Consider the following 24,505-nt stretch of genomic DNA (forward strand, 5'->3'; position numbering starts at 1 on the left):
GCTGGCCTCGGCCACCGGGCCGCGTGGTCGTCGCTCTGAACGGCTGACAGCGCTGGGCCCCGTCGTTTGGATCAGGCCGTGGGGTGGCGGCGGGCGCGGAGCCAGTGGACACCCTTCACGGCGTAGACAGCGGTCAGGAGCGGGAAGCCTGCGAGGCCGAGCCAGAACCAGGATTCCCCCACCATGAAACTCAGCAGCATGCCGCCGAAGAGCAGCAGGGAGCCGACGACCTCCAGCAGGTCAAGGCGCGCCTTGAAACGCAGCGCGGAGTTGGCTTCCCGCAGTCGATGGATGACGGGGAAGAGACAGAGGACCTGCCAGAAGAACACAACGAGAAAGAGCCAGACGAACCAGCCGGGTATGCCCACGGCGCGCACTCTATCGGCCGCCTGGAACCCTCCGGGGGAAGATCCAAAAGAAGCACCCTAGCTAGGTGAGCGGCCCGCGAGCCAGACCGTGATCCGCTCTTTGAACTCGCGGTTGACGTAGGGACTGTCGCGAAGAGTGACCTGTTCCAGGTACTGCAGGATGTTCTCCGAGCGGTCCGGGTGGCGCACCGCGAACACGTCGACGCCCCTCTCGCCCGTCGAGGCAATGATGTACACGCTGCTGTCGAGAGCCATCAGGGCGAAGCCCGGGTGGCCCGCGTGTATGCCGAGGAACGCCGATGCCGCGCCCCGGCCCATGATGTCCCAGTGGTCCAGGAGCCGGACCCGGGTCCAGAGTGCCGGTGCGGCGCTGTCGCCGTGCAGGTTGTGCAGAGCGGCTCGGTGCGTGCGGGTGCCCTGTGGAAGCTGGACGAGGAACTCACGCCGGTCATCGAGAAGGCCCGAGGAGACGGCGAGGTCGTACCAGTCTTCATTGAGCCGCTCGACGAGCCGTGGGGTGTCGTACCGGTGGGAGAAGGCGCCGGCCACGTCCTCGGCACGATAACCGGCGACGAACGGCATCGTGCCGTCCGGAACGGCGTCCGGGATCACCTCAAGGCCGGCCCGCCGCAGCGGCCGGTACACCTTGCGGTCGCGCTCCTGGGTACCCACCGGTCACTGTTTACCAGGCCAGCGCGCCACGAATCCTCCGGCCCGTCGCTTCCCCGTTTCCAGCCTCACGGATCGGACCGGCGTCCGGATCAGCCGAACCTAGCGGGCAGGATGCTGTGAGCCTGAGATCTCGCACGAGGGGTCTTCGCAGTGCGTGATGTACACCCCTTGTATCAGCCTCTCGAGGCGGTGGCCGGAGAAAGACGAGAGACCGCGGTGCCCACCGACCAGCAGGGCCCGACCACGGCCACGGTGCGACAACACCGCCCCCGACCGGGCCGATATCCCCCGCCGACAACCCCGCTCTCAGCGGCACGTGCACTCGTGGCCTCGCGCCTGCATCACTGCAGGTCACCACAGCATTTTCAGCGTGGTCGGCACCCCGACATCGTCCTCAGCACACCCCAACGCCCCGGTCCAGGAACAGAAAAAAGAGAAGCGGGAAGGGGCGGGTGGGTGGGCGCGCGGTCGGGGGATCGGGGCGGCTGGAGGTTGGTTGCGCGTCGGCGGGGGCTTCCGCGCACGGTCCTAGAGCGGCGCCGAGCGGGCCTAGAGGGCCCATGGCGACCGCCCCCGCCAGCCAGTGGCGCAGCGGGGCTCACATGCCCTCTGGAGCACGCCACAAAGTGTTACCGGCTTCCCTGAAGGGTGTTGCACAAGGCCATGTTCGGGCAGGTCAGGGCCCGTGATCGCGGACTTCTGGTCATGATGCGAGCGCGAGGTTGTGCATGAGGGCGACGGCCTGGACCGCGTGGTGGAGGCCGTCGCCGCGCTGCCGGCAGTCACGGAGGATCTTGTAGTTCTTCATGCGGCCGATCACATGCTCCACCCGTGCACGCACCTTGCGGTGGGCGGCATTGTCGTCCTCCTCGCCTGGCAGCAGAGGCCGGTGCGGGCGTTTGCGGTGCGGCACGACCATCCCGCAGTTGAGGTAGGCGCCGTCGCCCAGGACGGACGCCCTGGGAGTGCTCGGCCAACCCTGAGGCCCGCCAGGCGTGCGCGTCCGCGGTGGTGCCCGGCACCGGGCGTGCGGCGGCGATCACAAGGCGGGTGTCGGCATCCACGATGACCTGCACGTTCGCGGAGAACCGGTAGTTGCGTGACGATGAGCCGACGTTCCGGTCGCGGACCGGGACCAGGGTGCCGTCCACAATCCACAACCGGTCCGCCGCATCGGACTGGCGGCAGACGGGCTCGAGCGCCAGCAGCGGACCAAGCCGCTGGATGACACGGCACACCGTGGAGGAAGAGACGCCGAACAGCGGGCCCAGTTGCCGCATGGTCAGGTTGGTGCGGTAGTACACCGCGACCATCAGCACCCGCTCGGCCAGCGGCAGCGACCATGGCCGGCCCGCAGCGTGCCATTGCCGCCCCGCTCCCGCACCACCTTCAACAGACCCGAGAACTGTGTCACCCGCAGCCCCGTGAATGTCGCCACCCACACCCGCTCAGCACGTAAAACCCCAGCCATACAAGGGAGATGCCCAGCTCGGAGTCTGTGCAACACCCTTTAGCCTAGGGAGTACGCACCCGGGTACAGGTTGCATCAGCGTTAGGTGCGAGGCGGATCTCCAGATAGATCGTCCCTGTTCCATGTTTGGTAGACCGGTCGCGAGTCAGTCCGGTCAGGATCATGACTCTGAATAGCCCGAAGTGCCCGCTCGTGTGTGTCACCTAGGGAGTCACGCACACGAATTCTTACGTCCAAACCGTTAATCCGCGTGACACTTTCGCGCGAGAAGGCGGCGATCAAGAATCCAGCGGCTGGCTTCGAAGCAGGGACGAGAGGGATTCCGCGGCCGAGAGAGGAGAGGTGATAGTCACTCTGGTCAGCGAAGCCAAGGGCAGCGAGGTGGCGTCTGAATTGGTACTCGTCCATCCATGTTGGGCTTGAGGGGTGCGGTTCGGAGCGCGTGTTTATGGCGTAGGCGATTGATTCGAGCACCGCTGGCCCGGGCCCGCCATTGTGAACGTACACTTCGCGAGCCCCTTGTTGCTGAGGGAGAGCATTAGAAAACGCCGGCTCGTCGCTGTAGCCAATTGTCGGCCGGAAGGTTTTCTCCAGCTGGAGCCGGACAAGGATCAGTCCCGCGAGGACGCCCAATAGACCAGCTGCTGGATCGACCTCCAACAACTGAAGACGCCAAGGCCAAGCATTGCGTGCGGCTTCAGAAAGATTCTTCCGAATGCTCTCCCATAGTAAGTCGCAGACCAGAATCGCCATCAGCACCGCAGGCAGTCGGACCAGAGTTTTGGATCTGTTGAGCAGCCGCTGTTGGCCGTATTCGCTACTTTGTGAGCGGTGGCGCATGGGTCGTGGGTACACCTCGGCCTCCCCTGAGTACCTGCTGCGGATCTGCTTACCCAACGGTTGTTGTCCCGCACGATGAGGCTTCCCGAAGAGTCTCGGGCCTAAAGGCTGTTCGGTAACCGCTGATTGCGGCAGGCACCGAGCTGTCTCCTTGTGCCGGGCACCACTGAGCGGTGCAGGCGTTGCCAGTGGGCGAGGGCACACTGACGGCATGAGCGCCTCTTCGTCCACCGCAGCCGACGCGTCCCACCCCTCTCCTGTCTGGGTGGAGTCGACGGGCGGACCATTGATCGTCATCCCCGGGTCCGCGCTTTCTGCATGGCGCAGGGGACGGAGACCGCGTCCGTCGAGGCGGAGGGTGATCGTGCGGCCGGCGAGAGCGAATCCGACCGGTAGCGGCCGCCGTCCAGGCTGACGAGTCCGTCGCGATGGACCTTGCGGTCGACCTCGACGGGTTCGCCGGCGGTGAGGATCGCCGTGCCGCTGCGAGCCCTGGGCAGAGCCGCGGGTGCGGGCTCGGGACCGGCCGGCCGGGCGCCGTAGCACGTAGTCAGGTAGGCGAGATCCTGTGGCCGCAGCCGGGATGGGACCGTGGTGACGAGGTGCCTGTCGAGGAGGAAGTGGACGCTGCGGTGATTCGCCCAGATTGTCTGGGTCCTGCCGGCCAGTGCCTGGTGGATGAAGGTCTGAGCGGTCCAGTGTGGCCGACCTGAATGCAGAGGGCACGCCCAGTTTCACGCAGGCTGCGTACAACGGGTAGTACAGCCGGTCGGTCTCTCGGAGTGCGACCAGTGCTGGCCAATGTACCGACAGTTCTGGCCTGAAGCTGCTGCTCATGTGCGGCCGGCCAGGCAACTGCATTGTGCTGCGCGCCACGCCCAGGTTGCTGGGAAGTCGGGGAATCGGGTTCCGCCCGGTGTGCCCGAGCCGGGATGGGAGCTCGGAGGCCGGGGCCGGTAGGGGTACGTGAGGGAATCCTTGCAACCCATACCGCTATGGGGCGCCTGGTCGGCTTCTTCAGGAGGGGAGGGCGGCCCGGAGCGTGGCATACGTCGGCATGAGGTCGTCCAGGCCGACGATGTGCAGGAGCCGTTGTATAGGTGCGGGAACGTTGGCCAGGCGGAGCCAGCCGTCGCTGTCCTGCGCGGCATGGTGGGCGTAGACGAGGAAGGAGATGCCGCTGCAGTCCATGAACGTGACGTGTTCGAAGTCGATGACCGTGCAGGGTGCGCATTTCTCGCCTGCGCCGCTGTCGAACGCCCAGCCCACGAAGGGCACGCTGCTGCGGTCGATCTCCCCGCTCAGCGTCAGGACGTGCACGCCTGCAGGGGTGGTGCGCTGGGAGACGGACAGGGGGGATACGTCCATGGGACCACCTCGTTCTTCCTCCGGAGATCCATGCAACGGAGTCGGTGTCCTCCCCCACGCAAGCGCATGAGCGGTTGCAGCGTCAACAAAATCCGGGTTCGTATACCGCGCCGCACCGCACCGCACCGCTCCAGGGGAAAGCGGAGCCGGTGAACCGGGCCGTCGGGTCCTCACCTTGCGGGGGCGTTCCCCGTTGATCAAGGACGCGAGGGCCTGCCCGACGATGACGCGTCTGCTGGGTGGCCAGGCCGGAAGCACGGTGGCCGGCGCCCGCGGCCAACAGCACCCGTGCAACCCGACTGGTGGCCGAAGCAGCCGTCGACCGCGTCCCCGACAAGGCCAGCCCCGCCGCCATCGGCCGCGCTTCGTGATCCCACGCGCTCGAGTGCAGTCGGCCGGGGTGAGGTCCTGGGGTGTGGCTGGGGTCCGGTGGTTGGAGGGCAGGTTCCGCTGCTTCACCGGGCCCCAGCTATGGGGTCTGGTGCCCGGGAAGGTGTTGGTTACACGGTTTGTCGGAAGGGACGTCCTGAAGTGAGACATGCCTGTGGGCCCCCGAGTGTCCCCGGGGGCCCACAGGCCGGCTGCTGTTGGCTGGGTTACCAGCGATACCAGCGGCCCTTGCGGCCACCGGTGTCCGCGCTGCGCATGACGAAGCCCAGCAGCCAGACAACCAGCACGATCACGGCGATCCACCACAGCGCCTTCAGCGCGAAGCCCGCGCCGAAGAGGATCAGAGCCAGCAGAAGGACGAGAAGCAGGGGAACCATAGTTATCAACCTCCGCTGCTCCTGATGCCCGGCGAATCGAAGAGCACACTGCTGATACACCTGGTTTCTTCACCACTCTTGCGGGCACTGGAACCGGATTCTCTACCGGCGCGGCACGCAGATGACGGTGACGTTCACGCCCCGTCAGGCTGCTGCTGGCGGTTCCACAGCGCCGCCAGGTCGTCTTCCGTCAGCTGGCTGGAGCCCCAGGTGGGGGCCATGGTTGTGTCCCAGGCACATCTGCCGTCAGCATCACCCCGGTGGCGAAGTGGGTGGCGCAGGTATAGACGGTCTGCCGGGTGCCCTGCGCGTTCAGGTGCCGCCTGAAGCGCCACTTGATGTCCCCGTCGGGGACCTGGACGACGTCGTCGAGCATGTCGAGCATGAGCTGCCCCCACGCCTCACGGTCCCCGACCGGGAGGCTGTCGAGGTCGGCGAGGACCGCCTGGCGGTCGGCCCTCCGGCAGCGCACTGAGGATGAATCATGCGCGCCACCAGGTGCGCGCGGGTGCTGGTGGCGGGGCCTGCGGCAGCAGCGGAATCGAGTGCAGCCGCCCAGGCCGACGAGGTCGGTGTCGATCTCACTGGGCGGGGCGGCGACCGCGGCGGCGAACTCGTAGTAGCGCACCGGTTCGTCGTTCAGCGAGATGCCGGGCATGCCAGCGGCGCGGAAGAGGTAGTCGAGCACGGCGGCACCGGAACGCAGCTGGTCGAAGAGGAAGTCCCAGTCGCGCCGGGTCATGCCGATCGGCGTCCACGACTCCGCCGCTGCGAAGGAAATCCTCTTCCGTCTCCGCCGGGTGCGCGGGCTCCAGCTTCCGCCGGAGGCGTTCCCGGACGTGTCGGAGAAGCGGGTCGGCGGCCTGGCGGGCGCGAGCGCCGAAGGAGTACCCCTCGGACCTGCGGGCGGCGGCCGGGCCGGCGCACCGCGCCCGAGGCGGAAGACGCCCGATCGGCGTCGGAGGGTGCGGCCTGGGCGACGTCGCCGGGTGAGGGCCGGCGGACCGCACCCAGGGGTCATGCGGGTCCCAACTTCTGCGAACGCCAGGGTGGCATTAACGCTCCGAAGCGGCCCCACTCTTCCGGTCCGAACTGGCGCCAATTCGACGGCTGGAGGGGTGGAGTTCCGGCTTGGAACGGCCCCGGGTTCCGGCCTGGGCTGGCCCCGACTGGTGGTTGCGCGATGCAGCTTGTGACTAGGCAGCCCTCTCGGCTATCTGCTGAAGGCGAAGTGGCGAGTGCGAGGCTTCGCCGGTGCCTAGGTTGTGCGTATGGAGATCGTTGAGCTGTTGCCAGAACTGCATCTGCTCCGTTTCCACGTCGGGCAGGCATATCTGTGGCGCGACGCGGATGGGCTCACGTTGATCGACTCTGGGGTTGCGGGGGCTGGTCCGGCAATCGCCGATGCGATTCTGAATGTCGGCTCGAAGCCCGGGGACCTGCGGCGTGTTGTGCTCACTCACTTTCATGAGGACCATGCTGGCGGTGCTGCCGAGATCGCTGCGTGGGGTGGGGTCGAGGTGTTCGCGCACCGTTTGGAGGCCGGGGTGATCCGTGGGGAGTCACCGGCTCCGCCGCCGGTCTTCGCGGATGCTCCGGACTGGGAACGTGCCTTGTTCGAGAGCAAGCCGGAGCTGCCACCGGCACCGGCGGTGCCGGTGGACCACGAGGTGGATGATCGAGATGTGCTTCCCTTCGGTGGCGGGGCTCACGTGGTGGCTGCGCCGGGTCATACTCCGGGCAGCACGGCGCTGCATCTCCCAGCCTTCGGGGTGCTCTTCCTGGGCGACGCTGCAGCGAACGTGGGAGGCAAGACCATGGTTGGCGTGTTCAACACAGACCGGGCTCGTGCGCTGGAATCCTTCCGGACCCTGAGCCGACTGGATGCGGAGGTGGCCTGCTTCGGCCACGGCGAGGCGATCGTGGGATCCGCCTCGACAGCTTTGCGTGCTGCGGCACCGTCCTAGAGCGACAGGCCAGCAGGCGGCGGGACAACGGTGGATCACTTGGTTGCGCGTTGCTGCCTGGCTTTGCCCTCGCCCGCTACAGCGTGAACGCCTGGCGCATGCTTGCCCCCGAGGTCCACCCGGCGCCGAAGTCCACCAAGTGGCTGTGTCTGTTTCTTCGGGAGTCGTTTGATGGTGACTTCGGGAGTCACCCAGGGAGGCGTCGGCTTGATCAATGTCAGTGACTTTTGATGTCGCTCGGCTAAGGCGTGTCCGGCGGATCATGCTGCGATCGGCACGGTAAAGCAGGCCATCGCACTACGATCACGGGATGTTCGAGTACCACGGTTGGCTCACGGTCAGGGAGACCGCAGCTGATGACGACGATGAGGCCCGTCTGCGGCAGATCGTCGATGAGCTTCGGCTTCGCATCGCCCAGATGGACAGCCCGTACTTGCTTGACCTCAGGTGGATGAACGGCGAGCCGTTCATCCACCTCGGCGGCCACTCCAATCACCGCCCCTCGCCGGATGTTGTCGAACTGTTCGAGCATGTGGCAGTGGTTGCCCCTGGTTCCTACGGGCTCCTCCACATTCGCGATGACGAAGAACCGGACCACGAAAACGAGGTACGCGTGCTCAGGCCCGTTCGGGGCGTGGTCACGCAGCACACGGAGGCGCTGTTGTCTCCGTGTATCCCGACAGTGGAAGATCCCTGCATCGACTGAGGCGTCTCCCGGCAAATCATTGTTGGAGCCAGAGTCGGATTGCGGCTAGGGCGACGGTGCCGTGGAAGACGTAGGCCCGCTTGTCGTAGCGGGTCGCGACGGCGCGAAGGCTCTTCAGGCGGTTGATCGTCCGCTCGACTTCGTTGCGGCGCTTGTACTGCTCGTTGTCGAAGCCGGCGGGGCGTCCGCTTCCGCTGCCACGGCGCCGACGGTTGGCCCTCTGGTCCTTCGGCTCGGGAATGGTGTGCTTGATATGGCGTCTGCGCAGGTAGCGGCGGTTCCTGCGGGAGGAGTACGCCTAATGAGACCTGTGCAACATGAAGTACGCAGGTCACGGGTCTGGTGTGCGGGGCGGGCGGGGTACTCGCGCTGGTCGTCGGCGGGTGTCCAAGGTGAAGATCGTCTGACCCTTCGTCAGGGCCGTTGTCGGGTTCTGCTGCGCCGAACGCCACGCTCGCTCGTGTCCGCTCTCGATCGGTCGTGCGCACGGCCGAGTATGCCGACACACATGGCAGGGGCCGATGTGGCGAAGTGATGTCGGACAGTGTCGAAATCGACTGGCTGCGCGCCTAAGGATGGAGGGCTTTTCGTTGGCCTGTGGCGGCGGAACATACGATCGCGTCAAGGAGTCGGTGGCGCTTGACGGCGTGGGTGAAGTCCGGGGCGACAGCCGTTCCGTGGATGAGATCGTCCCGAATCGCGGCGTAGCCGAGCCAGGTAGTTCGAGTCTCAGCGACGGTCCTACGGAGCGAGGAGGTCGTCGGGGGAGCTGATCTGCTTGGGCAGAAAGGCGTCTGCGTCGGACGACGCTGGACCGATGGCCCAAGAGGTGGGCCAGATGGTGAGGACAAGCCGGGGGCTCAGCTCTGCCGTGTTCGGCTTCGTAGACGATGCTTGCAGTTCGTCCAGTGCCGGCTGGGGGATGACCAGCCGTTCGCTACAGTCGACTTCGAACTTTCTTGATCAGATCCGCCTGTCACTCGCACTCCTTCGCGGAGCCACTCATGCCAGCGGTTAGTGCCCTTGCCCTTCCCGACGGGCGATCGCACATTTGAACTGGCGGCGGACGAAGTCGACCATGCCGACGTGGGCGGCGACCCAGGGGCTCCTGCTCGTGGCGAAGCCCATGATCAGCGTGGCGAACCCGTTCTCGCCGATGGACTCCACGATGACCGGGACGTTCTTCTCGAAGAGTGGCATCTCGCGGATGAAGTGCTTCCCCGTGTGCTTCCCCCCTCCGCCCCCCACACGCCCGAGACCAGGAAGAAGGGATAGGAACGGACGGAAGGCGGGGCGGGCGGCGCCGCAGGGGACCGAGCCCGCCATATTTGCGCTCTCGTGTCAGTCGTCGCTGTCACACTGCAACCATCCCCAACCCTCAGGTCGTCGCCTCGGTGGACCAGGTCGAAGGTCACGAAGTGCGCCGGCCACTCCCGCGCCGCCTGAGCGGCAGGCGCCCCGCGGCGGGCGAGCCGCTGCTGCAGCCGCTCGAACGCCAGCCGGTCCCGCTCCCACACCACCGGCTCGTCATCCAGCCCAGTGTTCTCCGGCAGCTGCGCCAGGGCCGCCGCCCGGATTTCGGGGAACGAGGCCGTCATGTCCGTGCCGCGCCGTGAGCGCAGCAGCACCCGCCCGCCCGCGTACACGGCGAGTTGGGCGCGGTAGCCGTCCCACTTCGGTTATGCGCTGTTGAGCTGTCCGCGGGATGTCGTCCGGCGCCATGTCGATCACTGGATGGCGGGTGAAGTGCACCCGCCATCCAGTGATCGACATGGCGGGCGCACTTCACCCGCCGAGCTGATGTGGCCGCGGGATGCGTGTGCCCGAGGGGCAGCCGTTCCTGATCAGGCCGGTCGGCATGTACGACGTCGAGTCGAACCGGTACTTCTCGGTGTGGCCGGCGTCGTCGCCGTGGAACACACAGGCCGCGCACCCCGGGATCTGCCTTCAGCGGGGCGGGGCGGACGTTCCCCGGACGACAAGACGGGGGGTGATGACTTGTTCCCCGGCGGGGATCTCCGCGCCCTCCAGGCGTGCGACGGCCCGCCCGACGGCGAGCCCGGCGAGGCGTGCGATGTCCTGTCCGACGGTGGTGAGGTCGATGTGGGCCAGGCGGGCCAGATGGCTGTCGTCGAACCCGACGACGGAGATGTCTCCGGGGACCGCGACGCCGGAGCGGAGGAAGAGGTCGAGTACGCCGGTCGCGCAGCGGTCGTTGAAGGCCAGTACGGCGGTGGGGCGCGGGCGAGTGGCCGACAGGATTCGGGCGGCCTCGGCGCCTTCCTCCTCAGTGAGACCGCCGGGGAGAATGCGGATGTAGTCGCCCAGGCCGTGGCGGTTCATGGCGGTGCGGTAGCCGCGGCGCCGGTCGGCTGCGCCCGGTGCCCGGCCGCCGTCGATGTGGGCGATGTCGCGGTGGCCCAGAGCGACGAGGTGGTCCACCGCCTGGCGGGCTCCCTCGTCGTCGGCGGTCCGTACGACCTCCAGGCCCGGGACGGACGGCCGCAGCCGGCGGGCCACGGAGACGACCGGCAGTTGCCCGGCGAGTTTCGCCAGCCGCGCGGCGGGGGCCTGCGGGCCGAGCAGGATCAGCGCCTCGCAGCGGTCGTCGAGCAGCGTCTCGACGGCGCGCTGCTCGCCGCGCCCGGCGGCCACTGCACTCAGCGCGATCTGGTACCCGGCCGGTTCGGCCGCCGCGTAGATGCCCTCCACCAGGTCGGAGTGGAACGGATGCTGGAGGCCGAACTGCACCCCGAGCAGATGGGAGCGGTGGCTGCGGAGCAGCCGGGCCCGGGCGTCGGGTCGGTAACCGATCTCCCGCGCGGCCTGAAGGACGCGCTCGCGGGTGGCCTCGCCGGCCCCCTTCGCGCCGCGCATCACGATGGAGACCAGCGCCGTGGACACCCCTGCCCGTGACGCCACGTCGGCGAGCGTCGGTCGCTTTCCGTTGGGGACCGCTGGGGTCGCCGGCAACCTGTCCTCCCTGGTCGGAGTCGTCTCCTACGGAGTCGACTATAGAACGTTCTAGCTTTCACAGGCCACCGGAGCCTTGACAGGGGAGGGCGACAGCTGGCGTACTGCTGCTCCACGGAGTTCTAGAACGTTCTAGTTCCTTGAACGTTCTAGTCCGAAGTCACGGAGAGAGGTACGTGGCGATGTACACACTGGCGGCCTGCGCCGAGATGGTCTTCCTGGATCTGCCGATCGACGAGCGGGCACGGCGCATCCATGACGCCGGTTTCCAGGTCGAGATCTGGGACTGGACCCGGCACGACCTTGCCGCTCTGGCCCGGACCCCGGCCGACTTCTCCTCCATGACCGGCTACATCCGCGGCAGTCTGACCGACGAGGAGGGCGCGGCCGAACTCCTGAGCACCGCCGAGGAGTCGCTCAAGGCGGCCGAGCAACTGGGCTGCCCTCGCCTGAACCTGCACGGCACCGGACTGGACGGCCAGGGCCTGCCGGTGGTGCCGGTGACCGGTGAGGTCACCGGAGAGATGTGGATCGCCGCCCACCGCACGCTCACCCGCCTCGCCGAGCTGGGCGAGAGCGCCGGGGTCGTCTTCACCCTGGAGAACCTCAACACCGCCGTCGACCACCCCGGGGTGCCGTTCGCGACGGCCGCCGACACCCTGGCCCTGGTCGCGGCCGTGGACCGGCCCGGGCTGCGGATGAATCTGGACCTCTACCACGCCCAGATCGGCGAGGGGAATCTGATCGAGCTGGTCCGCAGGGCCCATGCCCTGGGCCTGATCGGCGAGATCCAGGTGGCCGACGTCCCCGGCCGCCGCGAACCAGGAACCGGGGAGATCAACTACCCAGCCGTCGCCCGCGCCCTGGCGGGCCTCGGCTACGAGGGCACGGTCGCGATGGAGGCGTGGGCCTCCAGCGACAGCGAGCTCGCTCTGGAGCGCTTCCGCTCCGCCTTCACCGTCTGACTGTCTCCACAGCCTGTACCTACCCTGACGACGACGTACGGAGCACCCGCATGACCACCCAGCAGCCTCTCGCCGTCGGCCTCCTCGGCGCCGGACGGATGGGTTCGTTCCACGCCGAGACCCTCGCCCACCGCCTCCCGGGCGTCCGGCTCGTCGCCATCGCCGACCCCACCCCGGGCGCCGCGCGGAGCCTGGGCGACCGGCTCGGCTGCGCCACCGCCTACACCGACATCGGTGAACTGCTCGCCGACCCGCACATCGACGCGGTGGTGATCGCCACCCCGGCCCGTACCCACGCCGACCTGGTCGAGGCGGCCGCCAAGGCGGGCAAGGCGGTCTACTGCGAGAAGCCGATGGCGGTCACCCTCGCCGAGGCCGACCGCGCCATCGCGGCCGCCGCGGATGCGGGCGTGCCCCTCCAGGTGGGCTTCAACCGCCGCTACGACGCGGGCTTCAGGGCCGCCCACGAGAAGATCGCCGCCGGCGCCATCGGCACACCGCAGCTGTTGCGCTCGCTCACCCGCGACCCCGCTCTGGCCGACCCGGCCCGCATACCGCCGTGGACGATCTTCCTGGAGACCCTCATCCATGACTTCGACGTCCTGCGCCACCTCAATCCCGGTGCCGAACCCGTCGAGGTCTTCGCCATGGCGGACGCCCTGATCCGCCCCGACTTCAAGGACCGCGGCCTGCTCGACACCGCCGTTGTCACCGTCCGCTTCGACAACGGCGCCCTCGCCACCGCCGAGGCCAGCTTCCAGGCCGTCTACGGCTATGACGTACGCGCCGAGGTCCTCGGCTCGGCCGGGATGCTCACCATGGGCGACGTCCGCCGCACCCACCTGACCGCATACGGCCCGGACGGCGTCGCCGCCGAGTGCGTCGCCTATGACCAGCACCTCTTCCACGACGCCTATGTGGCCGAACTCGCCGACTTCACCGACAGCGTCCGCACCGAGCGCACCCCCTCCGCCACCGGCGAGGACGCACGCGCTGCCCTGGCCATTGCCCTCGCCGCCATCCAGTCCGTCACCACCGGCGGTCCCGTCCGCGTCGACAAGCTCCAAGACCTGTGAAACACGGGTCTTCGGCCGCAGCGCGGACCCCGGCGCCGTGCGACAAGTACGGGGTGACGGCCAGGTCAGTCCAACATGCGACACCCCCGCTGCTCGAGTGCGGCGCGGGTGTCGGTGACTTGTAGACGTCTGAAGAGGGTGAGCCGACGGACAGGGCAATGACGGAGGCGATCAGTCCACCGACCCCGACACCGACGAGTGCGGCGATCCGTGCGAGTGGGCCAGCCGCCCTTCATCGTCCTGACTTGGGCCATGGACAACGGGCAATGGCAAACCCTGTCCATGACTTCGGTTCCGCGGCCCACCCAGCGGGCAGGACAGGGCTGTCCACGGCCACTGTGAGCATCGGCTCGGGCAAGGACCACACGTTACTCTGGGCCGCGGGCGCCGGCAGGACATCTTCACCGGGCCGCTCGACACCAGCAGGCCCTACATCACCTTCTATCCACAGGGTTAGTGATGAGCGAACAGGAAATCTCGGCCGCAGTCCTGGCAGTCTCGGGCATCTATGCGGTGGTCCGTCTGCCTAACCGCGTGTATCCGGCACTGGCTGTACAGGGAGACTCCCTGAAGGTCCTTCAGGAGGCCGTCGACGAACTGGCCGAAATCTGAGTTCAGGAGACCTCGAAGACGCGGGTTTCGTCCTCACACAGATCCACGAGACGGTCGGGTCGATGCTGTCGACATATGAATCGGTTGCGAGCGAGGTCGGATTCGACCTCCCCTACGTGCGCTGACACAGGATCCGCCAGTCACGGATGCCTCGCCGGACTCCTTCCAGCGAGGCATCCGCGGCTTTCGGCGACGGTGGTGTGGAAAGGGGACACGTTTGGGTGGCCCGCCCTGATCAGATCCAAGGTCTCCTGCTCCTCGGGGGTCCGCTCGGGTGCCTCGCGGTCGAGGTGAAGGCGCTCGGCCGCTGCGGCGAGGACGCGGCGCTGGAGCCGGATGTCGTCCGGGGAGTTGATCCTGAGCGCCGTATGCCTGTCGTGCGGACGGGCTGGGCGGAGTCGGCAGGAGCACTCTGGCCGCACCCTGGGCCGTCGGACCGGCTCCAGCGCCGTCAGCGGAATCGTCAACGAATGACTACCCGCCGCCCCTGCACTGATTGAAGAGGCGCCTTCCTGCCGCAGCCGTTCACTGTGGATGTCATTCGCGCTGTTCAGGGCCTCGGCTGTGTGGTCCAGGCGGTCCAGCTCAGCATCCGCCTGGGTGGCGTCGCCGTGGGCAAAAAGATCTCCGACCCGTCTTCGCAGGCCGTTTCACGCGTCGGTGCCTGCGGCCTGGACCACTGCGGTGCCACCAGCCAGTGCCAGGGCCGTCAACGACTCGACCAGCATGTGATCACCGCTCTCCGCAGGTGGGCCATGTCCTGGTCTCTCATCTCGGGCGGCCGGGCATGTCACCAGCCCACACATCCAGCGAAGCCCACACCTTCCGATGCCGCAAACGCGCTGATTGCCCGCTGCGCACCCGTCTACGGAACCAGCGGGTCCATCCCGCCGACCCGCCGCTCGGGGTGCCATACAGCTGCGGCGGGTCCGTGCTGGAGCAGGTCGGTCATCGACGCGACCAGCACCGTCACCTCCCGCAGGAGGAGCGCCACTGCGAGGTCCACGTCAGCCGCGTGCAGCGCACGCACCCGGCTGTCGACGCCGGCGGGGCCGGTGTCGTCCAGGACGAACAGCAGCCGCGGGAAGAGCGGGTGGTGCCACCGCCACTCCTCCGGGACCGCCTCCACTGTGCGGCGCCGGCCGACGGGTGCAGGAGCGTAGTGGTGGAGCCGGGCGTAGGCGCGGAGTTTGGCGGCGAGGCGTTCGGGGCCCATAGTCGCCCGGTCGACCTCGAGGAACGTCCGCAGCATCCAACCCCCGCCACTGTCCCGGCTCCGCTGGTAGTACAGCAGCGCGTCCGGGATGACCGCCTCGCCGCCTCCGATGGGGTGGCACTGAGCGCACCAGCCGGCCCCGACCACACCACCGACCACCAGGGCCCCACCACGGTCACAGTGCGACAACACCGCCCCCGACCGGGCCGATATCCCCGCCCACAGCGGCACGTGCCCCGTAGCCTCACACCTGCATCACCGCAGGTCACCAAGACGTTGCAGCGTGGTTGGGACCTCGACATCCCCCCCAGCACACCCCAATCCCCTGTCCAGGAACAGAAAGAAGAAGCAGGAAGGGACGGGCGGGTGGGCGCGCGGTCGGGGGATCGGGGCGGCTGGGTTTGGTTGCGCGTCGGCGGGGCCTCCGCGCGCGCCACACCCATAGCTCCCGAGACAGCATCAGACGGCCGCAGAGCGCCGACGGGACGGAGCACCAGGAAGGCACCGCTCGGTTTCGGCTGTGCTCGGTCAGCCCCGGCCGTTCTCCATCCCTTCCGTGAGCAGATTGCTCGGGCCTGCGAGCGAGCGGTGCATCAACTGCCTGAAGCAGTGGCGAGACATCGCGACCCGCTACGAGAAGCCGACCCTCTGCCTCACCGGACTTCCCATCGCTGAAATCTTCCTCTGGCCCGCCCGGTGATCCAAAGAGAATCGGCTAGGCGCGCGAGCGACGCCACAGACGACCCTTCCGGTCGGCTGACTCCTCGCTTTCCTGGGGAGCAGGCGGCTCATGGACCTCGACGAGTTCGGCAACTGACACGCGGAAGGACTCCCGGATGTCGCCGTACTCTGAGCGAAGAACCACCCTGAGTACACGCTCGGGGGTTCGGTAGATCTCGCGGGCGCATGCCGTCCGCGAGCCTGGGACGCGCTCGTGCGTCCGGGCGGCCTGGAGTGCAGCATCCCACGCCTCTTCAGCGCCCCCGTCGATGGGAATCGTCTTGCTGACAACGAATTCGCTCTCGATGCTGTCAGTCTCCTCAATGAGAACGAACCATTCTTTGGACGCGCTCAACTTGCCCTCCAGTGCTGACGGTTCGCCGTGGTCGGAGTCAATATCGCCCAGGTCCGCGGCTGCTGGAAGCCAGCACTCTTCCTGCGGTCAGATAGCCAGGGGCGCAACGGTAGGAGGCATCGGGGCCCGACCACCGGCCTGAGGGAGCTGGTGCGCCGTACGCATCTGACAGGCATACAGCCGCGGGCACATCCAGGAACAGGAAAGAAGAGAAACGAGAAGGGACGGGTGGGTGGGCGCGCGGTCGGGGGATCGGGGCGGCTGGAGGTGGGTTGCGCGTAGGCGGGGCCTCCGCACCTCCACGCACAGCCTCGGCGGCCGTGGACGACCGCCACCAACACCCAAAAAGTGACCCAACCGGCCGGAGAGGGCGCAGCGGGGCCTACAGGCCCTCTGCAGCGGCTCCTGAGGCCTCCGCTTCACACAAGGCACGAGCCTCGGCCACGGCACGCCCGCGTCCTGGCCCCTTCCAGTCCCGAACCAGGTCTTCTCGCTGAGCGCCGTGGCCAGCCAGACGGGCCAACCACGACGCTCAGTCATAGGCGCCGATACTGCACTCGTCCGCGTTCCTGCCGGCAAGAGGGCTTCGGCGGGGTTGGTGGTGCCGTTATCGGCCTCGCTGTCAGAGAAGACAAGCTCAGGGACGCACGCCCGGCTCGTTCACGGCAGCCGCGAACCTCTGCACGGCTGAGACGCTGATCAGGGTTTCCTCTGTCGTGACCTTGGAGTCGATCATTCCGCCGACGAGCATCATCGTGCGTTCACCCCGGTACTCGTAGGTTTCTGGATCGAGGAGCAGCTCGTCCCGGCGGTGGGTCTCCCTGGTGAACGGGTTGTCGTCCGAGGGGTGGACGGCCAGGGCAGGCCTGCCCATCGCGTCCTCGACGAGCTGCGGACGGACCACCACGCCGGGGATCGTTTTGAGCGCGCGGAAGAGTGACAGGCGGACCCCGGACGGAATGGTGTCCGTGCTGGAGAACGTGTACTGGATCCGCTGGTAATCGCCCCCGAGGCGGGACACCTCACGGAGGGACCGCAGCAGCTGCTGCGGCTCGCTCGGCAGTTTCTCCACCTTCTGACGCAGCTTCTTCGGCGATTCGGTGTTCGCCTCGCCGATCACCGAATCCAAGGCGCCGTCTGGCAGCATGCGGCGGCTCTTGCCACTGCCGTACTGCGTCCAGGTCTCCTGCGTGAACTCGCTGTATGCCGGGGCGCCCTTCTCGGGAACGGGATTGAGGTCGTCGCGGAAGTTGAGTGTCGACTGCCGCGTCAGGATCTTCTCGTAGAGCCACTGACCGTCGGTGGGTTCGGGAGACGTGGTGTGCTCGGCCTCCACCTGGTGGGTGTCGGTCGTCGGCGCCACCTGCGCCACCTGCGCCACCAGCACTGCCGCCACCGCCACCCCGGCGGCAGCGCCCGCCGCGGCGAGCTTCCAGTCGGCCCGTGGCCAAAAGCGGCGGCGCTGCCTCCGTTCGGCGGCGGCTTCCAGCAGCCTCTGCCGCCCAGGCGCCAGCCGTTCCCGGTCAGCAGCGGGCGCGTCCGGCCGGAAGTTCTTCAGCGTCGTCATCTCATCCATGGCCAGCCTCCGGGGCGAAATCCTGCACGAGAGTGGGGTCGTCGCCCAGCGCGGAGCGCACCTTCCTGCGCGCCCGGTTGAGTCGGGACCGGACGGTGCCGACCGGGATGCCGAGCGCCTCGGCGACCTCCTGATAGCTGAGGTCCGCCCATGCGACGAGGAGCAGTACGTGCCGGTCGCCGCCGGACAGCGAGGCGAGCGCGCTAGCGAGGAGGCGGTGGGCGGCCTGCGCGGTGACCCGGTCGTCCGCGTGATCGACCCAGGACTCGGTGACCGAGTCGTGGCCGGTGCGGGCGAGCGCCCTCAGGGCGCGCTCCTCGGTACGGCGCTGCTTGCTGATCAGGTTGGCGGCGATGCCGTAGAACCAGGGCCGGGCGTTCGTGCGGGTCAGGTCGTAGCGCGAGCGGGCCCGAAACGCCGCGAGGAAGATGTCGGCCGTAAGGTCGTCGGCGGCCGCGTCGCCGAGCCTCCGCATGACGTAGCGGTGGACATCGGCGGCGTACCGGTTGTACAACACGGCGAAGACCTCGGGCCGCCACAGGGACTGGGCAATGGCGGACGAGTCATCGTGCTGGTGCTCGTGGTCGTCGTGCCCGACGTCCGGTGGGCCGGTCACGGGGTCTCCGTCTCTGACGTATATGGTCACACTCTCTGTTCCCCGGTGGGACCCGCCGAGTTCACGCCGGATGTCGTGTCTATGCCAGGGCTGGTCGCTCAAAGAGCGTTTTATCCCAGCAGGGCTGTGTGGTAACTCGGCCGACGAAGCCGCTTGGGTCAGGTGATCGCGCGTGTAACGATCGTGTCGTGTGGGCCCGTTGGCCTGCGGTTGCAGGTGGGATCGTCTGTAGAGGCAAGAAGGGGTGGTGCCGGGAATGGTCAATCGGGGGAACAGCGCGGCTGCTGCTCAGCAACGGTGGTGAGGCCGCGCTGGAGCTGATCGTGGAGCCCTGGGCGGAAACGCACCAGATTCTCCCGAAGCAGACGTGGGTCGTTGTTACCCACTCGCCTGCAGCAGATGGATCATGGTCCGGGACTCTGCGCGGGGATGAACCGTTCCAGGTCGACCATCGGCCCGAATCGGTCACGGTGTGGGTCAACGGCAACTGCTTCCACCTCAGCGACATGGAGGGGAACGTGATCGACTCGGCCGACTGGCAGTGCCCCACTCGGAGTTCTGCCTCCTGACTTGGGTCTCAGGAGTAGCGCCAGTTCGGTGTGGATTCGTGGGTGAGCCGTCGGCTTATGAGGTCGACCATGGCCACCTTGATCATGGCTTCGGAGCGGTGGGGGTGGGTTTCGTAGTCGCGGGCGAGGCGGCGGTGGTTCATGAGCCAGCCGAAGGTCCGCTCGACGACCCATCGTCGCGGAATCACCTTGAAGCCCTTTTGGGCGGGGTCGCGGTGGGTGACTTCGACATCGATGCCGAGGCGGGCGCCGTGGTCGATGACCTTGGTGCGGTAGCCGGTGTCGGCCCAGGCTTTGGTGATGTGGGGGTGGCCTTCGGCGTCCGACGTCCTGTCCTCCCACGGTGACGCCCGGCAGGATCTCCGTTCCGGTCTCGTCGCGCAGCAGCTCGCGCACGGCGGCGTAGTGGCGTTGCCAGCCGGCCGGCCAGGCGGGGTTCCAGTCCGGGTCGATCGCCTCGAGCGCGGCTGCCCATTCCGGGTGCCCGTCCAGGGCACCGGGCCGTCGAAGATTCGCCAGCCACATCCCCAACGGCCGGTCCAGCACCGCGGCCGTCCGCGGAGCACAGAGGGTCCAGTGATCCGTGTAATACGCCTTCGCGGCCGCCAGATTCTCCTGGAACCGTTCGTCGGCCGGGGACCAAACCATGCCGAGCTGTTCGAGCCGTCGGGCGCGCTGGCCGGTGTCGCGGGTCGTTCTTTCTGCGTAGTGCGGGTGTTCTGGGCTGGTGGTTTCTCAGTTGTAGCGGTTCGTTTCGTGTTGCTGGGGGGGGGGCGGTTGGTGGCCTGGTGGTGGGGGCTGCGGGCTTCTGGCCTGGGGGTCGTGCAGGTTGCCTGGGTGGCTTGCAGGTTGATTGGGCCGTTACTTGAGAAGCGGCGTGCGGGCCTCGGGCTGGGGGGTGGTCATGTGGTGGTGCCGGAGTCTGAGGGCGGGGTCTGGCCGGTGGTGGGGCGGTGCTCGCGGAGGGCTTGCACGATGTTGGCCTGGTGCTCGTCGGCGGGGCCGTTCCCGGCGGAGGCGTGGGTGAAGGGCTCGAGGTGTGTGTAGAGGTCGTCGAAGCCTCCGAGGCTCAACCGGCCCCGGAGGCTTGTCCCTTGCTCCCCGGGCCCGTTCAACGAACGGGCCCCGCCAGCGTCACGCCACGGCGGCCTGCTTCGCCAGCGCCGCGAGCGGGGAGCGCCGGCCTTTCTCGCAGCTGCTCCCAGTCGACATCGGTCCGCGCGGCGAGCGCGTCGACGGATGCCGTGGTGTAGAGCGCGACGTCGACGGCCCCGGCCCGGGAGGTGCCGAAACGCACCTCGATCGACTCGGCGGGCCTGATCCACTTCAGGCGCAGCATCCAGTCGAATTCGACCCTGCGGACCCCGAGCCGCTCGGCTGCCTGCTCCGGTCCGAGCGGGGTATCGGCGGCGACCAGCTCCGCCAGGTCCTCGCGCCGGCAGACCTCCGCGACCTGGCCGGGGTGTACCAGCGAGCCGTCGGGGTTGGGGTATCGAGGTAAGCCCAAAAGGGGCCGCGGGATGATCTTGAGGCTGCGGGATCCCTGCGGTCGGTGCGACATCCAAGACGCACCCACCTCTGTCTCCAGGGGCAAGGTGACTGTCTGCGTTACTCATGCCAGCGGGGGCCTGACCGCACCCTGGTGCACAGACAGTGCTTCCCGTACAACGAATCATGGCCAACCGTCTGGAGCCCGACGACCTGTCACCGCCGGAAGAATGGAGCGCTCCTGAGCGCCGTCTGTGGGCCGCTTTCCGCGACGGCAGCATGTTGGACCTTCGTACAGGAGTGGCGACAGGCGACGCGCCGGCGGGTGGGGCAGAGTGGGGCCCAGAGCGGCAAATCAGAGCCCACGTAATCGCGCTCCTGCTTCTCGATGGCCCGCCCGCCACTCCCGGGAAGGTTCGTGCGCTTCGTGTTTCGGGCGCACGAGTGACGGGTGAACTCGACCTCACGTCAGCGACCATCGACTGCGAGATCGACTTTGATGCCTGTTCCTTCTCCGATGTTCTGAGCCTTCGGCATGCTGCGACTCTCGCCATCTACCTGCAGGGGTCGCATCTGCCTGAGCTCAGCGCGGAAGCCCTGCACTGTCCAAGCCTCGACATGCGCGACGCGGTCGTCGAGGGGAACGTATGGATCCAGGCGAGCGATTTCACGGTCGACCTCAACCTTGATCGTGCGAAGGTTGGCGGTTGGATCAACGGCAACGTCCTCACGATCGGGACATGGTTCAACGGCCGATTCGGCTTGTCCGTAGGCAAGTGGCTCTCACTGGCCAGCGCCCGGATCGGAGGTGTCGACCTGCGCCAAGCCGATATCGGACTTTCCGGAGGCACCGAAGAGGCACTTGGCGCCCATCTGCTGGCATGTGACACCTTCTGGGCCTCGGACATTCGGGTGGCACACGGCATCATCCTGAGCGGCGCACAGATCAATGGCGAAGCAGTTCTGTCGAAGGCCGTTGTGTACGGAGCTCCCGCGGGCAAGCCCGCAATCCGGCTCGATGAGATCCACGCGCGACGCCTGGAGATCGATACCGCAAGAGAGGACGCGGAGTCCGTCTCGCTGCGGGGAGCCACCATTGGCAAGCTGATTGACCGTCCTCAAGGAGGTCCGCTCCTTGAAATGGACGCGCTCACCTACGCGCGACTCGAACCGCTCCCGCCTCGTTCGACCCGCATGCGCCTCGCCTGGCTCAACGAGAGCCTCGGTGACCGGTACATGCCTCAGCCCTACGAGCAACTGGCGGCAGCCTATCGAGTCCTCGGCCGTGACAGCGAAGCCCGCAGCGTCCTGCGGGCGAAGTACCGCCACCACCGCTCAACTCTTCCGTGGACAACCAAGATCTGGGACTGGCTGCAAGATGTTGTCGCAGGCTATGGCTACCGCCCCGCCCTGGCCGGTGGGTGGCTCGTCGCCCTCACACTCCTCGGCACACTCGTCTTCAGCATCAACGAGCCACAGCCCTCCGAACCAGGCCGCGGCCCGGCCTTCAACCCCACTGTCTACACACTCGACCTATTGCTGCCCATCATTGACTTCGGTCAGGAAAAGGCGTTCGTGTCGGCGAGCGGACAACAGTGGTTCGCCTATGTCCTCATTGCCTTGGGATGGATACTCGCCACCACGCTTGTCGCTGGCCTCACCCGTGTGCTGGGGCGCTCCTGATACAAGTGACCCGTCGGTGGGTTCTCGCGGTTCACCGACGGCGGCGGGCTGCCGGGTCACGCCCGGCGACGTGCGCGGCGACCGCGTCGACGCCGGGCCGGGCGTACCGCTCCAGAGACCGTACGGAGGCGTGGCGAGAGCGGGCCAGCAGCATCGGTGTTGAGGTGCCGTCTTCCGCGTCGTGGGTGAGGGCGCTGTGGCGGAGTCGGTGGAGTGTCCAGCCGTCCAGGTCCTCGATGTCCTCGGGTGAGGCGAGGGGGTTGGCCAGCAGGCGGGTGTTCTCCTCGAAGATCTCCTCAGCCCGGCGGTAGGAGAGCCGGGCCCGGCCGGTCTCCGGGCACACGTCGAGCGTGGGTTTTCCGGCCGGGGCCTTGCGGTCGGCGAGGAACAGCGGGCCGCGGGTAGGTCGGGCGATGAGTCTGGGCAGCAGCTGGGCGGTGCCAGACTGCCAGTGCACTACGTCGCTACGCAGGGTCTGCGGGCGAAGTACAGACCCGTGCCGTCGTCTGTGGCGGCCCTGCGTCAGGTCTGCCGATGCCCGGACACCGTCCAGCGGACTCGCTGGCCGGGGTCGTGGACGGGACGCCACACGGGTGCGGAGGGGCCGTGCTGGAGCAGGTCGGCCAGCGGCGCCACGAGCACGGGGACGTCGTACGGAAAGCGGGCCAGCAGCCCGGCCCCCGCGCGCAGGGCGCTGACCCGGTTCTCGACACCGGCCGGTCCGGTGCTGTCCAGGACGAACAGGACGAACAGGACGCGCGGGAAGAGCGGGTAGCGCCGACGCCACTCCTCAACCGCCGCCTCCTGGACGGTCGGCCGGCGCCCCGGGACCGCAGGTACGTAGCGGTGGAGGCGCTCGTACGCGGTCAGCTTGGCGGCGAGTCGTTCGGGACCCATCGTGGCCCGGTCGACTTCCACGAAAGCCCGCAGCATCGACCCGTTGTCCCCGTCGACGGGACCGCGCCGGTAGTACAGGAGCGCGTCGGGGATGACGGCCTCGCCGCTCCCGATCGGGTGGTGGACCTCGAAGATCCAGTCCAGCGGCCGGAACAGGTCGCCGTGACGTCGGGCGTCCTCGAGGAAGGCGAGGGCGGTCTCGGTCAGTGTGTGGCCGGCCTTCAGCCGTACGGCGGTCGGATCGGACACCGTCCTGGAGGGACGGTGCCCGCGCATCTCGGGCCACTCGCATACGAGTTGCACGCCGTAAGCGGTGGGGAACCACCCCCGCATCCGTCCGGCCTGCGGCAGGGTGATGCGGTCGACCAGCCCCTCACCGCGCAGTCTGGCCAGCCTGAGCCTGGTCTGCTCGGTGGTGGCCATCCGGTACTGCGTCAGCACCGCCAGCGCCAGCCGGTCTCCGCTGCCCGCGTCCACGCCGATCATCACGGATCTGCTCCCTTCCCGTCCGGTGCGGCGCCGTCCTTGCCGGGCGCCGCGCGTACCGGTCACAGCAGCACCCGGCCCCCACCAGAACCCCGACCACGAAGGCCCGACCACGGTCACGACGCGAGAACGCCTCCGTGGACCAGGCCGGTATCCCCGCCGACAACCCGGCCGACAACCGTCTGCACCTTCAGCCGCGCCTGCCTGCGAACCTGCAGGTCACCATGCTGGTCTGGCCGTGGTCGGGAGGACGACATCCCCTCTGCGCCCCCGAGTCCACGCCCCACAGCAGGAAGAAGAATGAAGTGGGTGGGACAGGTCCCGAGCGACGGGCGAGGGGATCGGGCGCCGCTGGTGTTGCTCGCGCGCGACGGCGGGGCCGCGCGCGACGCCGTCCAGGTGGGGCGATCGTGATTATGGCTCACCAGGGGCGCAGTTCTCTAACGGTGGATCGGGCACACGGGCCCCACTGATTGGTCTGGAAGGTATGCCGTTCGTTCTTCTGAGGTGAGGTCGCGTTTGACGGCGTGGCAGATCCTCTGGCTCGCCGCGGGGGGTTGGGGGAGGACAACGTTCCAGAGGCGCGCTGTCTTGTCGGCGCTGCCGCTGGCGAGGGTGTGTCCGTTGGGGGTGAAGGTCACCGACCACACCGTGGCAGTGTGGTCGAGGAGGGTGGTGCGGGTCTTGCCGGTGGTGACGTCCCAGAGTCGTACGGTGGCGTCGTTGCTGGCGGTGGCGAGGGTGTGTCCGTCGGGGCTGAAGGCCACTGACGACACCGCGTCTGCTTGCTTGGGCAGGGTGGTGCGGGTCTCGCCGGTGGTGACGTCCCATAGCCGACGGTCTTGTCGGCGCTGGCGGTGGGGCGCGGGTCTATCCGGTGAGGCCGAGGAGCAGATGGTCTGGGACGTTCTTGACGGCGCGGCCAGCAACCCGTGGGGCTTCCTGCAGTGGGACGCCGACGACCCCGAGGCCCAGGACGTACGGATCACCGACGCAGTCGACGTCCTGGCCCCGCTGTGCGATGCGATCGGGGAGGAAGGCGAGCTCGTCCTCGCGTCCCGCCGCTACGCGATGTCCGGCGACCATCGTGCCCTGCAGGGCACCGTCCTATGAC

The 24,505-nt window shown here is 67.9% G+C and carries 23 protein-coding genes and 6 pseudogenes; 8 read left to right on the plus strand and 21 right to left on the minus strand.

Annotated features, from left to right (window positions below; translation table 11 throughout):
* Nucleotides 1-71: 71 nt before the first annotated feature.
* The 6 genes and pseudogenes from OG736_RS43645 to OG736_RS43670 form a co-directional block, all read right to left on the minus strand.
* Nucleotides 72-368, minus strand: coding sequence for a hypothetical protein (locus OG736_RS43645; RefSeq protein ID WP_327187422.1), 297 nt, complete (start codon nt 366-368; stop codon nt 72-74).
* A gap of 57 nt (nt 369-425) precedes the next feature.
* Nucleotides 426-1,040, minus strand: coding sequence for a hypothetical protein (locus tag OG736_RS43650; RefSeq protein ID WP_327187423.1), 615 nt, complete (start codon nt 1,038-1,040; stop codon nt 426-428).
* A gap of 703 nt (nt 1,041-1,743) precedes the next feature.
* A pseudogene (locus OG736_RS43655) lies at nt 1,744-2,511 on the minus strand (transposase family protein).
* A gap of 1,857 nt (nt 2,512-4,368) precedes the next feature.
* The gene (locus OG736_RS43660; protein WP_327187424.1) at nt 4,369-4,719 is read right to left on the minus strand and encodes an STAS domain-containing protein; all 351 of its coding nucleotides are present in this window, start codon (nt 4,717-4,719) and stop codon (nt 4,369-4,371) included.
* A gap of 596 nt (nt 4,720-5,315) precedes the next feature.
* Nucleotides 5,316-5,486, minus strand: coding sequence for a DUF5670 family protein (locus OG736_RS43665; RefSeq protein WP_030933194.1), 171 nt, complete (start codon nt 5,484-5,486; stop codon nt 5,316-5,318).
* Nucleotides 5,487-5,676: 190 nt separating this feature from the next.
* On the minus strand, nt 5,677-6,228 hold the full coding sequence (locus tag OG736_RS43670) for a hypothetical protein (RefSeq protein WP_327187425.1): 552 nt from the start codon (nt 6,226-6,228) through the stop codon (nt 5,677-5,679).
* Between the two features lie 529 nt (nt 6,229-6,757).
* Here OG736_RS43670 and OG736_RS43675 point away from each other — a divergent pair.
* Both OG736_RS43675 and OG736_RS43680 read left to right on the plus strand, forming a co-directional pair.
* Entirely contained in the window at nt 6,758-7,453 is a 696-nt protein-coding gene (locus tag OG736_RS43675; RefSeq protein ID WP_327187426.1) for an MBL fold metallo-hydrolase, read from the plus strand.
* 310 nt (nt 7,454-7,763) lie between these two features.
* Nucleotides 7,764-8,159: an Imm7 family immunity protein gene (locus tag OG736_RS43680; protein ID WP_327187427.1), complete on the plus strand. Its 396-nt coding sequence runs from the start codon at nt 7,764-7,766 to the stop codon at nt 8,157-8,159.
* Between the two features lie 16 nt (nt 8,160-8,175).
* Here the strand turns inward: OG736_RS43680 and OG736_RS43685 are convergent.
* The 4 genes and pseudogenes from OG736_RS43685 to OG736_RS43700 form a co-directional block, all read right to left on the minus strand.
* Nucleotides 8,176-8,457 (minus strand): annotated as a pseudogene (locus tag OG736_RS43685) (IS5/IS1182 family transposase); the annotation flags it as partial.
* A gap of 716 nt (nt 8,458-9,173) precedes the next feature.
* The gene (locus tag OG736_RS43690; RefSeq protein ID WP_327187428.1) at nt 9,174-9,359 is read right to left on the minus strand and encodes a hypothetical protein; all 186 of its coding nucleotides are present in this window, start codon (nt 9,357-9,359) and stop codon (nt 9,174-9,176) included.
* Nucleotides 9,290-9,823: pseudogene (locus OG736_RS43695) on the minus strand (ATP-dependent DNA ligase); the annotation flags it as partial. The pseudogene OG736_RS43695 and the gene OG736_RS43690, both read right to left, overlap by 70 nt.
* A 283-nt stretch (nt 9,824-10,106) precedes the next feature.
* On the minus strand, nt 10,107-11,132 hold the full coding sequence (locus OG736_RS43700) for a LacI family DNA-binding transcriptional regulator (protein ID WP_327187429.1): 1,026 nt from the start codon (nt 11,130-11,132) through the stop codon (nt 10,107-10,109).
* 182 nt (nt 11,133-11,314) lie between these two features.
* Here OG736_RS43700 and OG736_RS43705 point away from each other — a divergent pair, with 182 nt between their 5' ends.
* The 3 genes from OG736_RS43705 (at nt 11,315) to OG736_RS43715 (ending at nt 13,785) form a co-directional block, all read left to right on the plus strand.
* Entirely contained in the window at nt 11,315-12,097 is a 783-nt protein-coding gene (locus OG736_RS43705; RefSeq protein WP_031143643.1) for a TIM barrel protein, read from the plus strand.
* Between the two features lie 50 nt (nt 12,098-12,147).
* Entirely contained in the window at nt 12,148-13,173 is a 1,026-nt protein-coding gene (locus OG736_RS43710) for a Gfo/Idh/MocA family oxidoreductase (RefSeq protein WP_327187430.1), read from the plus strand.
* Nucleotides 13,174-13,632: 459 nt separating this feature from the next.
* Nucleotides 13,633-13,785: a DUF6959 family protein gene (locus OG736_RS43715; RefSeq protein ID WP_327187431.1), complete on the plus strand. Its 153-nt coding sequence runs from the start codon at nt 13,633-13,635 to the stop codon at nt 13,783-13,785.
* Between the two features lie 865 nt (nt 13,786-14,650).
* On the opposite strand, the gene OG736_RS43720 is transcribed toward OG736_RS43715, so the two are convergent.
* On the minus strand, nt 14,651-15,160 hold the full coding sequence (locus tag OG736_RS43720) for a replication-relaxation family protein (protein ID WP_327187432.1): 510 nt from the start codon (nt 15,158-15,160) through the stop codon (nt 14,651-14,653).
* A 397-nt stretch (nt 15,161-15,557) separates the two neighbouring features.
* Here OG736_RS43720 and OG736_RS43725 point away from each other — a divergent pair, with 397 nt between their 5' ends.
* Nucleotides 15,558-15,701 (plus strand): hypothetical protein, encoded by a 144-nt coding sequence (locus OG736_RS43725; protein WP_327187433.1) that lies wholly within the window; start codon nt 15,558-15,560, stop codon nt 15,699-15,701.
* A gap of 15 nt (nt 15,702-15,716) precedes the next feature.
* Here the strand turns inward: OG736_RS43725 and OG736_RS43730 are convergent, their stop codons facing one another.
* The 7 genes and pseudogenes from OG736_RS43730 to OG736_RS43760 all read right to left on the minus strand — a co-directional run.
* Nucleotides 15,717-16,076: a hypothetical protein gene (locus OG736_RS43730; protein ID WP_327187434.1), complete on the minus strand. Its 360-nt coding sequence runs from the start codon at nt 16,074-16,076 to the stop codon at nt 15,717-15,719.
* 637 nt (nt 16,077-16,713) lie between these two features.
* Nucleotides 16,714-17,652 (minus strand): CU044_5270 family protein, encoded by a 939-nt coding sequence (locus OG736_RS43735; RefSeq protein ID WP_327187435.1) that lies wholly within the window; start codon nt 17,650-17,652, stop codon nt 16,714-16,716.
* Nucleotides 17,645-18,268: an RNA polymerase sigma factor gene (locus OG736_RS43740; protein ID WP_327187436.1), complete on the minus strand. Its 624-nt coding sequence runs from the start codon at nt 18,266-18,268 to the stop codon at nt 17,645-17,647. The genes OG736_RS43735 and OG736_RS43740 overlap by 8 nt, the downstream gene beginning before the upstream one ends.
* Nucleotides 18,269-18,845: 577 nt before the next feature.
* Nucleotides 18,846-19,157: pseudogene (locus OG736_RS43745) on the minus strand (transposase); the annotation flags it as partial.
* A gap of 139 nt (nt 19,158-19,296) precedes the next feature.
* A pseudogene (locus OG736_RS47395) lies at nt 19,297-19,485 on the minus strand (helicase associated domain-containing protein); the annotation flags it as partial.
* A 254-nt stretch (nt 19,486-19,739) separates the two neighbouring features.
* Nucleotides 19,740-19,910, minus strand: coding sequence for a hypothetical protein (locus OG736_RS43755; protein ID WP_327187437.1), 171 nt, complete (start codon nt 19,908-19,910; stop codon nt 19,740-19,742).
* 61 nt (nt 19,911-19,971) lie between these two features.
* A pseudogene (locus OG736_RS43760) lies at nt 19,972-20,323 on the minus strand (hypothetical protein); the annotation flags it as partial.
* Nucleotides 20,324-20,511: 188 nt separating this feature from the next.
* Here OG736_RS43760 and OG736_RS43765 point away from each other — a divergent pair.
* Nucleotides 20,512-22,008: a hypothetical protein gene (locus OG736_RS43765; protein ID WP_327187438.1), complete on the plus strand. Its 1,497-nt coding sequence runs from the start codon at nt 20,512-20,514 to the stop codon at nt 22,006-22,008.
* A 31-nt stretch (nt 22,009-22,039) separates the two neighbouring features.
* On the opposite strand, the gene OG736_RS43770 is transcribed toward OG736_RS43765, so the two are convergent.
* The 3 genes from OG736_RS43770 to OG736_RS43780 all read right to left on the minus strand — a co-directional run bounded on the left by OG736_RS43770 (nt 22,040) and on the right by OG736_RS43780 (nt 24,380).
* Nucleotides 22,040-22,465, minus strand: coding sequence for a site-specific integrase (locus tag OG736_RS43770; RefSeq protein WP_327187439.1), 426 nt, complete (start codon nt 22,463-22,465; stop codon nt 22,040-22,042).
* A gap of 65 nt (nt 22,466-22,530) precedes the next feature.
* Nucleotides 22,531-23,391: a replication-relaxation family protein gene (locus tag OG736_RS43775; RefSeq protein WP_327187875.1), complete on the minus strand. Its 861-nt coding sequence runs from the start codon at nt 23,389-23,391 to the stop codon at nt 22,531-22,533.
* Nucleotides 23,392-23,831: 440 nt separating this feature from the next.
* Nucleotides 23,832-24,380 carry a WD40 repeat domain-containing protein gene (locus tag OG736_RS43780; protein WP_327187440.1) on the minus strand — a complete coding sequence of 183 codons (549 nt, stop codon included), beginning with the start codon at nt 24,378-24,380 and terminating at the stop codon, nt 23,832-23,834.
* Between OG736_RS43780 and OG736_RS43785 the strand changes: the two genes are divergently transcribed.
* A complete protein-coding gene (locus OG736_RS43785) occupies nt 24,286-24,504 on the plus strand; it encodes a hypothetical protein (protein ID WP_327187895.1) in 219 nt (72 codons plus the stop codon). The genes OG736_RS43780 and OG736_RS43785 overlap by 95 nt on opposite strands.
* Nucleotide 24,505: the final 1 nt, after the last annotated feature.

The organism is Streptomyces sp. NBC_01334 (assembly GCF_035983595.1).
GTDB classification, from domain to species: Bacteria; Actinomycetota; Actinomycetes; order Streptomycetales; family Streptomycetaceae; genus Streptomyces; species Streptomyces coriariae.

Bases quoted from the DNA above. Each gene is read 5' to 3' on its own strand.
- OG736_RS43660 (WP_327187424.1), bottom strand. From the start codon at position 4,719: ATGGACGTATCCCCCCTGTCCGTCTCCCAGCGCACCACCCCTGCAGGC.
- OG736_RS43665 (WP_030933194.1), bottom strand. From the start codon at position 5,486: ATGGTTCCCCTGCTTCTCGTCCTTCTGCTGGCTCTGATCCTCTTCGGC.
- OG736_RS43670 (WP_327187425.1), bottom strand. From the start codon at position 6,228: ATGACCCGGCGCGACTGGGACTTCCTCTTCGACCAGCTGCGTTCCGGT.
- OG736_RS43675 (WP_327187426.1), top strand. From the start codon at position 6,758: ATGGAGATCGTTGAGCTGTTGCCAGAACTGCATCTGCTCCGTTTCCAC.
- OG736_RS43680 (WP_327187427.1), top strand. From the start codon at position 7,764: ATGTTCGAGTACCACGGTTGGCTCACGGTCAGGGAGACCGCAGCTGAT.
- OG736_RS43690 (WP_327187428.1), bottom strand. From the start codon at position 9,359: ATGCCACTCTTCGAGAAGAACGTCCCGGTCATCGTGGAGTCCATCGGC.
- OG736_RS43705 (WP_031143643.1), top strand. From the start codon at position 11,315: ATGTACACACTGGCGGCCTGCGCCGAGATGGTCTTCCTGGATCTGCCG.
- OG736_RS43710 (WP_327187430.1), top strand. From the start codon at position 12,148: ATGACCACCCAGCAGCCTCTCGCCGTCGGCCTCCTCGGCGCCGGACGG.
- OG736_RS43715 (WP_327187431.1), top strand. From the start codon at position 13,633: ATGAGCGAACAGGAAATCTCGGCCGCAGTCCTGGCAGTCTCGGGCATC.
- OG736_RS43735 (WP_327187435.1), bottom strand. From the start codon at position 17,652: ATGGATGAGATGACGACGCTGAAGAACTTCCGGCCGGACGCGCCCGCT.
- OG736_RS43765 (WP_327187438.1), top strand. From the start codon at position 20,512: ATGGCCAACCGTCTGGAGCCCGACGACCTGTCACCGCCGGAAGAATGG.
- OG736_RS43775 (WP_327187875.1), bottom strand. From the start codon at position 23,391: ATGATCGGCGTGGACGCGGGCAGCGGAGACCGGCTGGCGCTGGCGGTG.
- OG736_RS43785 (WP_327187895.1), top strand. From the start codon at position 24,286: ATGGTCTGGGACGTTCTTGACGGCGCGGCCAGCAACCCGTGGGGCTTC.